Below are 14,514 nucleotides of genomic sequence, written 5' to 3'. Positions count from 1 at the left end.
ATTGTAAAAGATCACTTTTTGACCCCAGCACTTACTTAACTTGAAAATCTTAATCTATCTACTGAGGCCTAATTCTGCGATAATTATACTCAATTTTATATATAAACTCAATCAAAAAAAGTAAGTGCTGGGTTACAGAAAAAATTTTCCGCTATTATCATCATTGCAAACTAAAATCTTGTAAATTTAATCCATATTTAGTAAAATCATAACAATGATAACATTTATCGAAGTTGTGATTATTGTCTCGATTATATTGGTGATATTGGAGTTTTTTATCACAACAGGCGGAATTTTTGCACTTACTGGTATTTTTGCCTTTATTGCGGCATACGGTCTTGCTTTATTGCTAAAGCTAAAAATGCCTCTATTATTTTTGAAAATCACAATTCCAGTATTTATCTTTGTGTCACTTGCAAGTCTTGTAACTGTGTATGTAGCTCTGAAAGCCCAAAAGAAAAAAGCCTTAGTTGGCGACATTGTTGGTAAAACGGGTGTTTGCAAAAAAGATATAATGCCCAAAAAAGCAGGGCAGGTTGAGATAGATGGCACGCTGTGGCTTGCTTTTAGCAAAAAACCCATAAAAGCCGGTTCCAGGGTCAGAGTTATTAAACAGGACTCATTAAAGCTTGAAGTGGAAGAGGTGGAGTGATGGATGTTGTAGTATTTGTAATGGTGGTGATTTTTACAGCTATTGTTTTGAGATCGATCAGAATTGTTAAAGAGTATGATAGGGCTGTGGTGTTCAGGCTTGGCAGGGTTATAGGTGTTAAAGGTCCGGGTATTATACTGTTGTGGCCTATAATCGATACTATGACTAAGGTTAGCTTGAGGGTTATAACAGTTGAGATTCAGCCGCAGGATGTAATAACAAAGGATAATGTGACGATAAAAATCTCTGCTGTTGTTTATTTTAAGGTGGTGGATCCTGTAAAAAGCGTTGTCAATGTAAACGATTATTACTATGCCATTGAGCAGCTTGCTCAAACTACATTGAGGAGTGTGTGTGGTCAGGCTGAATTGGACAAGCTTTTGAGCGAACGGGAAAAGATGAACTCTGAGATTCAGGAGATTCTTGACAAACATTCAGATGAGTGGGGCGTGAAGGTAACGCTTGTGGAGCTTAAGCAGATCGACCTGCCTCAGGATATGCAAAGGGCTATGGCAAGACAGGCTGAAGCAGAAAGAGACAGAAGGGCTAAGGTTATTTCAGCAGAGGGTGAATATCAGGCTGCTCAAAAGCTAAGGGAAGCTGCTGAGATTATATCTCAATACCCTCAAGCGTTGCAGCTTAGATACTTACAGACATTAAATGAAATTTCGGCTAAAAACAATACAACAACAATTTTGCCCATTCCTCTTGATCTATTGAGTGCAATAGGCAAAAAACAGTGAAATGAACAGTATCTGCGATGATGTATATATTGAGGAACTTATAAAATTAGCAAGCAATGAGAATATCAAGTTTTATCTTGTGGGTGGTGCAGTAAGGGATTTTTTGCTTTCAAAGGATTTTTTTGACATAGATGTTGTGGCTTTTGGAGATGTAGAAAGCTTTGCAAAAAAGGTAGCCAACCACTTTGGATGCTCTTTTTTGAAATATGAAAAGAAGCTTTTAACCTATCGAATTTTTTGTCCGCTAAAGACAATCGATATTGCTGCCTCAAGGGGTAGAACCATCGAAGAGGACTTAATGAGGCGTGATTTCACTATAAACTCCATTGCTTATGATTTTGAGACAAAAAACTTTATAGATCCTTCAGGCGGTATTGATGATATAAACCGCGGTATTATCAGGGCAACATATAAAGAATCAACAAGAGATGACCCTTTGAGGATTTTGAGGGGATTCAGACTTGCTGCTGAATATAGATTCGATATTGAACCTGAAACGATTGAGCAGTTTAGAAGGGATGTAGAACTATTAAAATTTGTTTCAAAAGAAAGGGTTATGCAGGAGCTTAAAAGGTTTTTTGCTCTAAATAACACATTTGCCTATCTGCTTTTGATGGATAAGGTTGGTGTTATAGACGCTTTGTTTGAAGACCTCTCAAAAACAAACGGCTGCATTCAGAGTAACTTTCATCTTTACGATGTAAAAACCCATTCTTTGAATGTTTATAACTATATAGAATGGGCTGTGATGAGGCTGAAAAGGATAATGGGTAGGGTGTATAAGGATTACATTGTTCACTACACTCAAAACAGAAACAATCTGCTTGCTGCTTTTAAACTTGCAGCTTTATTTCACGATGCAGCAAAGCCTTTTTGTAAGGTTATAACCAACGATAGGAAGGTTAGATTTCCAAACCATGAGACTGAAAGTGCAAAGCTTTTTTTAAAATATGCAAAAGTTTATCCTTTTGGAAAAAAAATAACCACGCTTGCACAAATGTTTATAGAAAACCACATAAAGCCTTCTAATATTTATGTAAAATGGAGTGTTGGCGAGCTTGAGAGATTTGAAAAGGTCAGTTTTTTTCTTGAATTTGGTGAGTTTGGTATAGATTTGTTGATTTTTGCACTTGCAGATACTTTGGCAAAAGGCAAGATTTCTTCCTCAAAAAGGGATGTTTATGTAATGTTTTTAAAAGAGATGGCTTATTTCTATTACAGAGATTTTTTAAAGATTGCAAAAAACCCGCCGCTTATCAATGGAAATGATGTTTTAAAGATCTTTCCTGCAATAGAAAAGAAAAAAATTAACCCTGTGCTTTATGAGATTAGAAGATATCAGCTATCCGGTATAATTAAAGATAGACAGGAAGCCCTGAATCTTTTGAAAAAAATCGTCTAATTGGAACATCTATTGCTAAAACCATAATTAGAAAGTGTTTGCGGAGGTAGAGATGAAGCGGTTTGCAACTGCCCTTGCTGTGTTGATTTTTTTAAGCGGCTGCACAACCACAAATATAGAAAGAAAATACGCATCTATGCCTGAATATGTTAGAGAGGCTCCTTCTGTAAAACCCAAGGTTGTTCACCATGAAGGCTCTCTGTGGAATGCCAATTCAGACAACCTTTTTGCCGATATAAAGGCAAGGCATGTTGGAGATATTGTAACAGTTGTTGTGAAGGAGCAGGCAGAAAGCGTTAACTCAACCTCTGTAAAAACTCAGCGCAGCTCAAGTGGTGGCAGTGGCCTTACTACATTCATTGGTTTACAAAACAAGCTATTTAAAGCATTTAATGTTCAGCCTGGAGAAAATGGGCTGTTTAATGCTTCAAGTTCGAGTAAATATGCAGCAAGCGGTGAAAATAAGGCAAATAATGAGTTAACAGCAACGATAACGGCAAGAATTGTGAAGGTTTTGCCAAACCATAAGCTGTTTATAAGAGGTGAAAAGCAAATATATACAAACGGTGAAGAAAACACGATTATTTTAACAGGCATAATTGATGAGTATCAAATAGCTGCAGATGATACGATCGATTCTCAATACATTGCAGATGCAAAGATATTCTATAACGGAAAAGGCATTGTAAGTTCAAGCAAAAATGAAGGATGGCTTGCAAAACTCTGGCAGCTTATCAGGCCTTTTTAGGAGGTAGATATGAAAAAACTAATCACTGCTGTATTTGTGTTGCTTTTTGGTATAAATGCATTTGGATTTGAGGTAAAAATCGGCGATGTAACAAATGTTGTTGGGGTTAGAAATAACCAGCTTGTGGGTTATGGCCTTGTTGTTGGCCTTGCAGGGACAGGCGATGGCACAAGTTCCTATTTCACAGTCCAGTCGATAGCAAATGCCCTTAAACATTTTGGTGTTACACTCTCAAGCTCTGCCATGCAGAGTTTGCAGGTTAAAAATATTGCAGCTGTGCTTGTTACGGCAACACTGCCGCCATTTGCAAAGCAGGGTGATAGAATCGATGTCACTGTTTCGTCAATAGGCGATGCAAAGAGTCTTCAGGGCGGCACATTGATTATGACGCCTTTGAAAGGCCCCGATGGAAAGGTTTATGCAGTAGCTCAGGGTCCTGTCTCGATAGGTGGTTATAACATGGGTGGCGGTGCAACAAAGGTTAGAAAGAATCATCCTACAGTTGGAAGGATTCCAAACGGTGCTATTGTTGAAAATCAGGTGGATGTAGATATCAATTCAAAAAGTAGCTTTATGCTGGCTTTGAAAAGTCCTAATTTTACAATGGCAACAAGGGTTGCAGAGGCTATAAACAGATTTTACAGAAGACAGATGGCTTTTCCTGTAGATGGTGGGAGCGTGAAGGTTGTTGTGCCGCCTCTTTATAGGGGTGATGTTGTTGAGTTGATTTCTCAAATCAATCAACTAAGCGTGAATCAGGTTTCTGTGCCACGAGTTGTTTTAGATGAAAAAACAGGGACTGTTGTGGTTGGTGGTGATGTAACCGTTGAGCCTGTAAGTATCTCACACGGCAATTTAACCGTTACGATAACAACTACAAAAACCGTTTCTCAACCAAATCCATTGGCTGGTGGAAAAACAACCACCGTTGCCAATAAAAAGGTTAATGTGGAAGAAGGAAAAGGTAAGTTTCTCACTTTTCCAAAAGGCGCCACTGTTTCACAACTTGTGCAGGCGTTAAACAAAGCCGGTGCAACGCCAAGGGATATGATGGCAATATTTCAGGCTTTGAAGGCTGCTGGTGCCTTAAATGCAGAGCTGGAGATGATGTGATGATGAGCATAAGCATGGATAAAATGATACCTATAGAAAACAAGATCAATAATATCGAAAATACCTATAAACTCAAAGAAGCCTGCAGGCAGTTTGAGGCTTTGTTTATATCTCAGTTATTAACAGAGATGGAAAAAGGCATTCCTCAAGATCCTATTGTAAAAAACAATGCAGCCAACTCAATTTATAAGTTTATGTATATAAATGCATTGAGCCAGAAAATGTCTGAAACATCACCGTTTGGTATAGCAAAGACTTTGTTTAATTCTTTAAAAGCCTACATAGAATACAAAACACATCTGCCCAAAAATATTGAAAATAAACCGATTAAATTACATAAAGATTCTTTTGAGTTTAAGCCACTTAAAAAGAAGGGATTTATGGATTTATCCGCCGATAAAATGAAGATGATTAAATCTATAGTAAAACAAGCCTCTCAAAAATACCATGTTCCAGAAAAGTTGATTTTGAGCGTGATTAAGGCCGAATCTGATTTTAATCCAGAGGCTATATCAAAAGCTGGTGCTATCGGTTTGATGCAGCTTATGCCTCAGACGGCAGTTGAGCTTGGTGTTAAAAACATCTGGGATATAAGGCAAAATATTATGGGTGGCGTTAAATATCTATCTAAGTTGTTGGGTGAGTTTAAAGATTACAAAAAAGCTATAGCTGCATACAACGCAGGAGCTGGTAATGTTAAAAAATACAACGGTATACCCCCGTTTAGGGAGACTCAAGGGTATGTTAAAAAAGTGCTTGCCTATATGGAGCAATTTCACTAAAGTTTTGGGGATTTCTGCCGATTAAATAGGTAGAAAACAAGGAGGTGTAGCGATGAAGATTGATGCCTACCTAAGCGGGGTTATAGAGAAATATGTCAAGCAGTCAAAACAGCAAAAGGTAGATAAGGTTGATATAAAACAGCCAAAGGAAAAACCTTCTGAAGGGCAAACCAAGACGCTTGATAAGGTAGAGATCTCGTCTGAGGCAAAACTCCTTGCGGATATCAAGGCAGATGAAGACAGAAGAGCCGATAAGATTAAACAAATTAGATCGCAGATAGAAAATGGCACCTACAAGCCTGATCTGGAAAAATTAGCCAAATCGATTTTGAAGGAGTGGAAGGGTGAGTAGTTTATTAAACCTTGAAGGTGTTTTGAATGGATTGATAGAACTATACGAAAAATTGGTAGAGCTAACCGAAAAGGAAAGGGAATATTTAATAAACATAGATGGCGAGGGGCTTGAAAAACTCACAAAACAGAAACAGCTTATTGCTGATGAGCTTGAAAGTAAAAAAAGTCAATTAAAAGAGATTCTTTCCTTATACGATGCAGAAAATATCAGCGAGTTTTTGTTTATTGTGAGTGAAAACAGAGAGGTTGACCATCTGCGTATGCTTAACGGAAAACTGCAAAAAACAATCGATAAGTTTGTGCTAAAGAGCAATGTCAATAAGATGATAGCAACAGAGAATCTTCAGTTCTTTAACGGTTTATTAAATCTATATGGTTCTTTGTTTTCTAAAGAAAATTACGATAAAAACGCTCAAACTCCTATCAACGCTCAAATTATGAGTGTGAGGGTATAGATGCCCACAATTTTTGATGCCTTAAACATCGGTGTTAGTGGATTATATGTCAACAAAGCAGCAATAAATGTTACAGGTAATAATGTTGCCAATGTAAACACGCCTGGATATTCCCGTGAAAGGGTCGATATACTGCCATCTATGCCGATGATCTCTTATGCGGGTGTGTTTGGTAGTGGTGCTGAGGTTTCACAGGTCATAAGTATGAGAAATACATTGATCGATAAACGCGTAAGGGTGGCCAATCAGGATATGAGCTATTACGATAAGCTCAACAATGCATTGGATGAGGTTCAGAGTGTTTTCAACGAGGAAAACGGCGTGGGTTTAAAAGGCGCTATGGAGCAATTTTTTAACGCCTGGCATGCTTTATCTTTAAATCCTGACCTTCAGACGGCAAGACAGCAGGTAATCGAAAAAGGTTTAACACTTTCAAAGGCCCTTCACGATTCATATTCTGCGCTAAATCAGATAAGAAACGGCCTTGATAATGAGGTAGCATACACAGTTAATGAGATAAACTCTCTAACCAAAAGAATTGCTCAGCTTAACTACGAAATAAAAAAAGCTGAGCTTGGAGATAAGGATCATGCAAATACCTTAAGGGATGAGCGCAGTGTGTTGCTGCAAAAGCTTTCAAGCTATGCAGATGTAACTATTTTAGAAGGTTCTTATGATAAAAATACAAAACCCGAAATGACTATTTTGCTTGGTGGAATGCCGCTTGTTTCGGGGAAGGATTACAATACTTTAACGGTGGGCAAACTAAACGGTTCTGAATATAACAGGGTATATTTTGTCAACGGTGGCCAGAAGGTTGATATTACAGATAGAATTAAAAATGGTCAGTTGGGTGCAACGCTATATTTGAGAGATAAAATGTTACCTGAATATATAGATAAAGTAAACGAGATCGGCTCAACGCTTGTTCAGGAAATTAATAAGATTCATTCAGCTGGAGCGGGTTTGACACCCTATTCGTCTGTTGAGGGTGTTTATAATGTTGATCCCAATGCCGCATTGAGTGTTAAAGCTGCAACAGGTCTTGATATTGCAGTTAAAACGGGTTCTTTTAAGCTAAAAGTGGTTGACCAGTACGGCAAAGAGGTGGGTGTTTTTAGTATCCCTGTAAACAGCGATGATCACCTAATAAAAAGGGATAGTAATGACACCCATTCGTTGATTGATAGATTTAACTCCATAATGCAGGGTTATGCTCAGATGAGTGTCTCCCCGGCTGGAAATGTCCAGATAACCGCTGAAAATGGTTATAAGTTTGCGTTCACATACGATTCTTCAAGCTTTTTAGCTGCTGTTGGAATAAACACCTTTTTTGTGGGGCATAATGCAAAGGATATCGATGTAAGCAGGATTTTGCAGGATGATCCAAGTAAGATTGCAGCAGGTAAAACGCTTAATCCCGGCGATAGCTCAAATGCTCAACAGGTTGCCCAGGTTCAATTGGATAAGGTGATGGACAACAATACACAAACAATCGATGAATACTACAACGCATTTTTGGGCTCGATTGGCTCAACAAAACAGCGGTTTGATGAGATTTATAAGGCAAAACAGGCGGTTTATCAGCAGCTAAAAACCACACAGCAGTCGCTTGAAGGTGTTTCACTGGATGAGGAGGCTGCAAATCTTATTAAATTTCAAAGGGCTTATCAGGCAAATGCCAAGTTTGTTTCTGTTGTTGATCAAATGACATTAACATTGATTAACATGGTGCAGTAATGAGGATTACGGATAATATTCTTTTTAATAACTTTTTATTCAATATAAACAAGATAAACGAAAAGGTGTTTAAAAATAATGAGATGATGTCAAGCGGCAAGAGATTGCTTGATCTATCCAGTGATCCGATTGCGCTTTCTAAAGTGCTTTCACTTAAAGATATCAATATGAGATTTGACCAATATGTGACGAATATCAATTCGGCAAACGCTTATTTAGATGCTGAGGATACGGCACTTTCCAATGCGGATAACCTTTTGCATAAAGCAGGTGTTCTACTTGTTGATGGAGCAAATACAATAAACAACGACCTTGCAAGTAGAACAGCTATAGCGGAGAATTTAGACGCCATCAAAGATGAGCTTGTGGATTCTGCAAATACGGTTTTTCAGGGTAAATATCTATTTTCTGGTACCAAAACCGATACAAAGCCGATTCAGAATTTGCCCAATGAGGCAACGGTTGTTGATAAGCAGCTAAGCGGTGATATTAAAGATATAAAAATAGCCTCAGTAGAAAACTTTGAGGATATAAACCAGCTTGAAGATGATAACTATCAGGTAAAGATTCAAAACGGCATTTTGCATCTATGCAGGGGTGACTGCTCAAACCCTCAGAATTATGTGCCGATAGATGCAGATTTTTCCAATGAAGCTGAAGCAGGTGGTAATAAGCTTGCGACCTATATCGATTTAAACGACCCCAAGGTTAAGGAAAAGATAGAAAATGGGCAGTGGCTGGATACAGGCAGGGGTTTGAAGATAAAGATAGAGCTTAACTCACCCTCCAGTGATATTAATTCTATTAACTCCACAGTTTCTCTTAATTATAAATCCGGTGGCAGAAATGTTTATATGGGTGATGAAAATACACGGGATGTGGAGTATTCCGATAAACTCACAAGTCCTATTAATATTACAGCCAAGGATATCTATAAACCCACAAATCAAACATTGAAGAATCAAAACGAGCTGATCGATGAGACAACGGGCGATAATATAACAAAATCGGCTAAACTTGTAGATGTGGATTTGCCCCCTGAATTTGCAAAGGCGATTGAGAATGTTGCGCAGGCTACAAATACAGATTATAGGCTTAAAGTTGGAGACAAAATCGTTATTACAGGCACTGACCATGACGGGAATCTGGTTAAAGGAACATTTGATATTACATCGAATGCAGATATAAATACACTTTTGAGTTTTGCAAGGGGTCTTGATAGCATTGAGGTATTAGATACAAACAAGGCTTTTAAGACTTACGCTCAAAGAAGCATAACATCTGCAACAAAGCTTAGTGAAATAAATGATCCCAACATAAATGCGGCGATTAGCTCAACTTTGATTTTGAGAGGGTTTGACCATTCTGGCAATAGCGTTGCTGTAAGTTTTGCACTCCAATCATCAACGACTATTGGCTCAATAGCTCAGGCAATTGCTACAAATTTTGATGCTGATGTTAGAATTAATCATGGAAAAATAGAGATTGAAGATAACCATTCAAGCAAAAGCGACCTTAAGGTTTATGCATTTACAAAAAACTCAAAAGTGCCGATTTTTGGAAGCTTTGATGAGGTCAGCTTGGGTGGCAGTGGTGGATTTAAAGATGTTGATACTGAGGTTAAGGATGGCAGGATTTACTTTAAAGATAAAAGGCCATCCACAAGCAGGTTTAATATCAATTTCAGCGTTGTTGACAGTGGAGGAAACTTAAAGCCGGATATTTTTGGCGTTTTTAATATAGATAAACTGGGCAGAGGTGTTGATACTTTCAGAGCGATTGAAAATGCCAGCTATGCTTTAAAAAATCCCAACTCTCTCAATCAAATCAGCAAGCCTTCCAGCTGGCAGGATATTTCAACAATGCAGGTTAAAATTACCGGTAAATATTTAGGCAGCAAAAACGACCAATGGAGTGTGAAGGTTGCTAAGGTTTCAAATACCCAGTCTACACATTTCAATGCAATAAGCAAACAGCAGATAGAGGCAATAGCAAACAGTTTATCAAATAATGAAAGCAAAAATGTTGGTATGTTTGAGGTGGATGACTCAAAGGGTAATGTTGTTGCTGTTGTGAGTCTTGATGTAGGAAAAGACGATAGCGGCAAATATTACTATACAATCAAAACCAAAAAACCGCAGGATCCATCAAAGCAGATCGATTATTCAAAGATCAGCTCAATAGATATGATCAGTGGAACAACGATTTATAACATTAAAAATCAGGGTATATCAACGACGACTCAGCTTGCCGATAAGCTGTTTGGTGGACTGAATGGAATTGTGATTCAAACAGAGGATGCAAAAGCCGATGCTGATTTTAGTAATACAACTGTAAACGGCATACCCGGCGTAAAGTTGAATTTTTTAGGGCCCAAGGATGCCAATGTTCCTGCTGTTTTTCAAAAGGGTGATAGTTTTTCGTTTAAACTAACAAACGCTGTTGAGCAGGCTTTAGGCAAGGTGAAGGATGCGCTGGATCAAGTTTTGACATCGCGTTCAATTATCGGTGCAAGAACAAACAGGTTTCAGCTTGCTATGGATAGGGTAAGGTATATTAAGCTTTCCAACACAAAAACGATTTCTGAGCTTGAGGATGCCAATATTGCCGATGTATTTTCTGAATTTAAACGCAATCAGATTGTTATGCAGGCCACGCTTGAAGTGGGTGCAAAACTAACCTCCAATAATCTTTTTAATTATATACAGTAGTTGACTTAATAAAAATTTTTAGCTATAAATAAGTCATGGAAGCAATCAAGAATGATGATAAGAAGTTGTTTGGTGATTTTGCAGTTTTAGCCTGCGGCCTTGATGAGGATAAGCATAGGGCTTTTCTTTCAGTTGCAAAGGATTTTTCTGGTGATTTAAAGGTTGTTTTTGCAGCCGATGGCAGTGAGAATAAAACGCTTTCGGAGTTATTTAAGCTTGATGATTTATACGGTTTTTTAAAACCATCCTTAATGCCAAAGGCCTTGATAATGAGCGGTTTTAGACAAAATCAGCTGCTTGAGTTTATAGAAAAGGTCAAGCATGCCTTGATAGGTTTTGAGCTTATGGCTGTCTTGACACCAATCAGTGTTAAATGGAAGCTTAGTGATTTATTAAATGAGTTAAAAAAAGAAGCAGAAGAATTCAAAAGGAGGAGAGAAAATGAGAGAGATGACAAAAAAAGCACTACTTGATGCATTTGCCGGTGAGTCGATGGCTCACATGAAGTATCTGGCATTTAGTGAGGTTGCACAGAAGGAGGGTTATCCAAATATTGCAAAATTGTTTAAGGCTATTGCCTATGCTGAGCAGGTACATGCCACAAACCACGCAAAAGCTTTGGGTTTAATAGGTAACACGCAGGAAAACTTAAAAGAGGCCATGGCTGGTGAAAATTTTGAGGTTAATGAGATGTATCCAGCCTACGATGCGATTGCAAAGCTACAGGAAGAAAAACAGGCAATGCGATCCATCCATTATGCACTTGAAGCTGAAAAGATTCATGAGGAAATGTACAACGACGCATTGAAAAAGGTTGAAAACAAAGAGGATGAGACAATAGATAAGGTTTATGTTTGCCCTGTTTGTGGTTTTACAGCAATAGGGGATCTTGATATAGATAAATGCCCTGTCTGCGGTGTGCCTGTTGATAAATTCGTCAAATTTGAGTAGCCTATTTTAAGTAAAAAGGAAGAATTTTTTTATACGCCTCTGCGTGGGGTTTTTCGGCGCAGAGGTAGTCTAATTTTTTAAAGTAATTCTTTGTTTGGTTTTCTGCCTGTTTTAGGTAATTAATCGTTTTTTCTATAAGCGGTTTTGTTTTCTGATAAGGAGCTTTATTTAGTATTGCAAATAGATGTTTTCTACAAATCATGGCATCTGATCTGAGGTATCTGGATAAAAAAGACTCATCGGAGATGTTCTGTATAAAAAAATCCACAAGCAGCTCTTCAATCCGCTTTTCCTCTATGCAAAATCTGCATTCTTTGGAAATCTCACCTTTTAAAAGCTTTTTTGGGGTTTTTTGCCTATCTAATAACTTGTTAAACAGCTTTAGATCGCTTTCAATAATAGGTTCAAATGTGTTAAAGAGCCTGTTTTGGAGGTTTAGTAGGATTGGTCTGTGTCTTTGGCAGATATTGATGTTTTCCTGTAGTGTTTTGATTGAACTAAAATTTCTAAAACCTTCCATTTCAAACCAGAAGAGAAATTCCTCAAAGCGTTTGTCTTTGAGATAACAGATAGGGCAACCTTTTTGGGCAAATGTTTCTATAAATAGCTCTTTTTCCATCTAACTATCGTTTTTTACTATTTCTATGTCGAAGGCTTTAATCTGGTAGTTTGATGTTGACACATATTCAAATTCTCTATCGGGATACAAAAGTGTCATAAAAGCAGCAGCGGTGGATGCTATTTTTTGTCCGCCTGTGATGTCTAATATTACATCTTTATTTTTAATGCCATCCTGTTTGAGTTTGTCAAATATCTCCTCAAAAAACACGCCAAGAATAGCTAAAGAGATACCCACAAGTAAAATCCCTTTTAATTTATTATTTTCAAAAAGCAAGTTTTCAACCCCATCGGGCAGCCATCCAGAAATACCAAGGAACAAAAGCACCACTACAAAACCCCACAAAGCCATTTTTTTATCCTGTATTATGAATCCCATCTGTGGAAAGAGGGCTTTAGCTATATGGAGTTTTGTTTTTCTTTGCACTTTAGCCTCCCTTCAATAAAGTTTGAATTTATCTTTTTTAATATTACAATTTATGTATGGATTGCAAGGAAATTTTAAAAAAGCTTGCCATTGACCATACATCCTCCTCAACAACCATAGCTTTAAAAATGATAGATTGCGCTGTTGATATGTTTGGAGATGATACACTTGTTTTGCTTGTTGAAAAAATAGCTAAAAGACAAAAATCTATGGCCGTTGTTGTTAATGTGGCAGATAGAATTATATCGTCTAATTCTAAAGAGGGGCTTGTAAAACTCAAAAATGAGTTTGCAAAAGCCGAAGAGGAGGCTGTTGGCCAGGCATTTGAACATTTAAAACGCTATAATTTTATAGCCACAATCTCCTATTCAAAAAGCGTATATGAAACGATATTAAAGGTTAGACCCAAAAAGGTTTTTGTTTCTGTTGGACACCCAGCAAGAGAGGGCGAACTGCTTGCTGAAAATCTTTTAGGAGAAAAAATTGATGTATTACTGTTTGAGGATGCCGCATACGGTGTTGTTGCTGATGAAGTTGACTGCTTTTTGGTTGGCGCTGATGCTGTATTGGATGATGTGTTTGTTAACAAAATCGGAAGCCTATATCTTGCTTTGCTTGCCAGAGAGTTTAAAAAGCCGTTTTTTGTTGTTGCAAACAGGTTTAAGCGGTTAGAAGGCCCGTTAAAAAAATTATATGAAATCAGGCATATGGATAAGGATGAGATTAGCAGGCTTAGATGTGACAGGCTAAATCAATACTTTGAATATGTTCCTTTAAGATTTGTGGATAGATTATTCGATGGAGGTTAGAAATGGATTTTTTGTTTGGACCAGTGCCATCGCGCAGGCTTGGATTGAGTTTGGGAATAAATATCGTGCCCTATAAAACCTGCAGCTATAATTGCATTTACTGCGAAGTTGGTAAAACAACAAAACTGTGGGCAAAAAGGGAACGTTTTTTTGATCCATCATTGATTGAGGCTGAATTTGAAAAGAATATAGATAAGGTTGGTAGAGTTGATTTTGTAACATTTTCAGGAAGTGGTGAGCCAACGCTGAATAAGGATATTGGCAGGTTGATCAGGTTTGTAAAGAAAAAAGGCTATCCTGTGGCCGTGCTTACAAACGGTAGCTTGATGTTTATGGATGAGGTTAGAGAGGAGCTTGCTTTAGCCGATGTTGTTGTGCCAAGCCTTGATACGGCTGTTTATAGAAGTTTTTTGAAGCTCAACAGACCCCATACATCACTTGACCTTGAGACTATTATTGCAGGTATTGCCAAATTTTCCCACTCCTTTTTGGGTCAATTGTGGCTTGAGGTGTTGTTTGTTAAAGGTATAAACGACTCAAAAGAGGAGCTTGATGCCCTTATTAAAGCGATAAATTACATCCAGCCTACAAAAACCCAGATAGGCACGGTTGATAGACCACCAGCACTGCCCTGGGTGGAAAAACTCAGCGATGATGAGATGATGGATATTTATCTTTATCTTTCTGCGAAACTATCGGTTGAGGTTGAGCTGATTGGTAACTTTAACAAGGAAAACGACAAGTTTTATGAGGATATAGAAAATTCAATAGTTAAGCTGATCAATATCAGACCCTGTTCAAAAGAGGAGCTTGCAAGGATTTTTTCCATAGAGGAGGAGAAGGTGGAGCTGATTGTAGAGGCTTTTATTAAAGAAGGCAAGGCGTTTGAATATGAATACGGGGGAAAGTTGTTTATAACCGGCAGTATGGCAAGGATTGCACATTTGGGTGTTTAATTGCTTGTTAAGTTGAATTTAATTTCATATACTAAACAAAAACCCTTGGACAG

The 14,514-nt window shown here is 37.8% G+C and carries 16 protein-coding genes; 14 read left to right on the top strand and 2 right to left on the bottom strand.

Features of this window, described 5'->3' with window-relative positions; genetic code table 11:
* The first annotated feature begins 214 nt into the window (after positions 1-214).
* Genes EK17_RS00475 through EK17_RS00420 form a run of 12 tightly spaced genes read left to right on the top strand, consistent with a single transcriptional unit; the run spans position 215 to position 11,651 of the window.
* The gene (locus EK17_RS00475) at positions 215-652 is read left to right on the top strand and encodes an NfeD family protein (protein ID WP_035586490.1); all 438 of its coding nucleotides are present in this window, start codon (positions 215-217) and stop codon (positions 650-652) included.
* Positions 652-1,395: a slipin family protein gene (locus tag EK17_RS00470; protein WP_035586488.1), complete on the top strand. Its 744-nt coding sequence runs from the start codon at positions 652-654 to the stop codon at positions 1,393-1,395. The genes EK17_RS00475 and EK17_RS00470 overlap by 1 nt, the downstream gene beginning before the upstream one ends.
* 1 nt (position 1,396) lies before the next feature.
* On the top strand, positions 1,397-2,797 hold the full coding sequence (locus EK17_RS08845) for an HD domain-containing protein (RefSeq protein ID WP_051904320.1): 1,401 nt from the start codon (positions 1,397-1,399) through the stop codon (positions 2,795-2,797).
* A gap of 52 nt (positions 2,798-2,849) precedes the next feature.
* The gene (locus EK17_RS08840; protein WP_051904319.1) at positions 2,850-3,545 is read left to right on the top strand and encodes a flagellar basal body L-ring protein FlgH; all 696 of its coding nucleotides are present in this window, start codon (positions 2,850-2,852) and stop codon (positions 3,543-3,545) included.
* 9 nt (positions 3,546-3,554) lie between these two features.
* Positions 3,555-4,658 carry a flagellar basal body P-ring protein FlgI gene (locus EK17_RS00455; protein WP_035586486.1) on the top strand — a complete coding sequence of 368 codons (1,104 nt, stop codon included), beginning with the start codon at positions 3,555-3,557 and terminating at the stop codon, positions 4,656-4,658.
* A 14-nt stretch (positions 4,659-4,672) separates the two neighbouring features.
* Positions 4,673-5,440 (top strand): transglycosylase SLT domain-containing protein, encoded by a 768-nt coding sequence (locus EK17_RS08835; RefSeq protein WP_198018115.1) that lies wholly within the window; start codon positions 4,673-4,675, stop codon positions 5,438-5,440.
* A 52-nt stretch (positions 5,441-5,492) separates the two neighbouring features.
* The gene (gene flgM, locus EK17_RS00445) at positions 5,493-5,792 is read left to right on the top strand and encodes a flagellar biosynthesis anti-sigma factor FlgM (protein ID WP_035586484.1); all 300 of its coding nucleotides are present in this window, start codon (positions 5,493-5,495) and stop codon (positions 5,790-5,792) included.
* Complete coding sequence (locus tag EK17_RS00440) at positions 5,785-6,249, top strand: flagellar protein FlgN (RefSeq protein ID WP_035586482.1); 465 nt, start codon at positions 5,785-5,787, stop codon at positions 6,247-6,249. The genes flgM and EK17_RS00440 overlap by 8 nt, the downstream gene beginning before the upstream one ends.
* The gene (gene flgK, locus EK17_RS00435; RefSeq protein WP_035586479.1) at positions 6,250-7,989 is read left to right on the top strand and encodes a flagellar hook-associated protein FlgK; all 1,740 of its coding nucleotides are present in this window, start codon (positions 6,250-6,252) and stop codon (positions 7,987-7,989) included.
* Positions 7,989-10,700: a flagellar hook-associated protein FlgL gene (flgL, locus tag EK17_RS00430; protein WP_035586475.1), complete on the top strand. Its 2,712-nt coding sequence runs from the start codon at positions 7,989-7,991 to the stop codon at positions 10,698-10,700. The genes flgK and flgL overlap by 1 nt, the downstream gene beginning before the upstream one ends.
* Positions 10,701-10,735: 35 nt before the next feature.
* Positions 10,736-11,173 (top strand): DUF3783 domain-containing protein, encoded by a 438-nt coding sequence (locus EK17_RS08830; RefSeq protein ID WP_051904317.1) that lies wholly within the window; start codon positions 10,736-10,738, stop codon positions 11,171-11,173.
* Positions 11,142-11,651 (top strand): rubrerythrin family protein, encoded by a 510-nt coding sequence (locus EK17_RS00420; protein WP_035586472.1) that lies wholly within the window; start codon positions 11,142-11,144, stop codon positions 11,649-11,651. The genes EK17_RS08830 and EK17_RS00420 overlap by 32 nt, the downstream gene beginning before the upstream one ends.
* A gap of 1 nt (position 11,652) precedes the next feature.
* Here EK17_RS00420 and EK17_RS00415 read toward each other — a convergent pair whose 3' ends face one another.
* Positions 11,653-12,270 (bottom strand): hypothetical protein, encoded by a 618-nt coding sequence (locus tag EK17_RS00415; RefSeq protein WP_035586469.1) that lies wholly within the window; start codon positions 12,268-12,270, stop codon positions 11,653-11,655.
* Positions 12,271-12,696 carry a hypothetical protein gene (locus tag EK17_RS00410; RefSeq protein WP_035586466.1) on the bottom strand — a complete coding sequence of 142 codons (426 nt, stop codon included), beginning with the start codon at positions 12,694-12,696 and terminating at the stop codon, positions 12,271-12,273.
* 56 nt (positions 12,697-12,752) lie between these two features.
* Here EK17_RS00410 and EK17_RS08825 point away from each other — a divergent pair, with 56 nt between their 5' ends.
* Together EK17_RS08825 and EK17_RS00400 are read left to right on the top strand one after the other, a co-directional pair.
* Positions 12,753-13,505, top strand: a complete 753-nt coding sequence (locus EK17_RS08825; protein WP_051904316.1) for an eIF2B alpha/beta/delta subunit family protein — start codon at positions 12,753-12,755, stop codon at positions 13,503-13,505.
* A gap of 2 nt (positions 13,506-13,507) precedes the next feature.
* Positions 13,508-14,461, top strand: a complete 954-nt coding sequence (locus EK17_RS00400; RefSeq protein WP_035586463.1) for a radical SAM protein — start codon at positions 13,508-13,510, stop codon at positions 14,459-14,461.
* The last annotated feature ends 53 nt before the right edge of the window (positions 14,462-14,514 follow it).

This window comes from Hippea jasoniae (genome assembly GCF_000744435.1).
Lineage (GTDB): Bacteria > Campylobacterota_A > Desulfurellia > Desulfurellales > Hippeaceae > Hippea > Hippea jasoniae.
The sequence above is the reverse complement of the archived record's forward strand: the minus strand, read 5'-3'. Positions and strand labels throughout refer to the sequence as shown.

Bases quoted from the DNA above. Each gene is read 5' to 3' on its own strand.
- EK17_RS00415 (WP_035586469.1), bottom strand. From the start codon at position 12,270: ATGGAAAAAGAGCTATTTATAGAAACATTTGCCCAAAAAGGTTGCCCT.
- EK17_RS00400 (WP_035586463.1), top strand. From the start codon at position 13,508: ATGGATTTTTTGTTTGGACCAGTGCCATCGCGCAGGCTTGGATTGAGT.
- EK17_RS00420 (WP_035586472.1), top strand. From the start codon at position 11,142: ATGAGAGAGATGACAAAAAAAGCACTACTTGATGCATTTGCCGGTGAG.
- EK17_RS08830 (WP_051904317.1), top strand. From the start codon at position 10,736: ATGGAAGCAATCAAGAATGATGATAAGAAGTTGTTTGGTGATTTTGCA.
- EK17_RS00475 (WP_035586490.1), top strand. From the start codon at position 215: ATGATAACATTTATCGAAGTTGTGATTATTGTCTCGATTATATTGGTG.
- flgM (WP_035586484.1), top strand. From the start codon at position 5,493: ATGAAGATTGATGCCTACCTAAGCGGGGTTATAGAGAAATATGTCAAG.
- EK17_RS08825 (WP_051904316.1), top strand. From the start codon at position 12,753: ATGGATTGCAAGGAAATTTTAAAAAAGCTTGCCATTGACCATACATCC.
- flgK (WP_035586479.1), top strand. From the start codon at position 6,250: ATGCCCACAATTTTTGATGCCTTAAACATCGGTGTTAGTGGATTATAT.
- EK17_RS08840 (WP_051904319.1), top strand. From the start codon at position 2,850: ATGAAGCGGTTTGCAACTGCCCTTGCTGTGTTGATTTTTTTAAGCGGC.
- EK17_RS00470 (WP_035586488.1), top strand. From the start codon at position 652: ATGGATGTTGTAGTATTTGTAATGGTGGTGATTTTTACAGCTATTGTT.
- flgL (WP_035586475.1), top strand. From the start codon at position 7,989: ATGAGGATTACGGATAATATTCTTTTTAATAACTTTTTATTCAATATA.
- EK17_RS08835 (WP_198018115.1), top strand. From the start codon at position 4,673: ATGGATAAAATGATACCTATAGAAAACAAGATCAATAATATCGAAAAT.
- EK17_RS08845 (WP_051904320.1), top strand. From the start codon at position 1,397: ATGAACAGTATCTGCGATGATGTATATATTGAGGAACTTATAAAATTA.
- EK17_RS00455 (WP_035586486.1), top strand. From the start codon at position 3,555: ATGAAAAAACTAATCACTGCTGTATTTGTGTTGCTTTTTGGTATAAAT.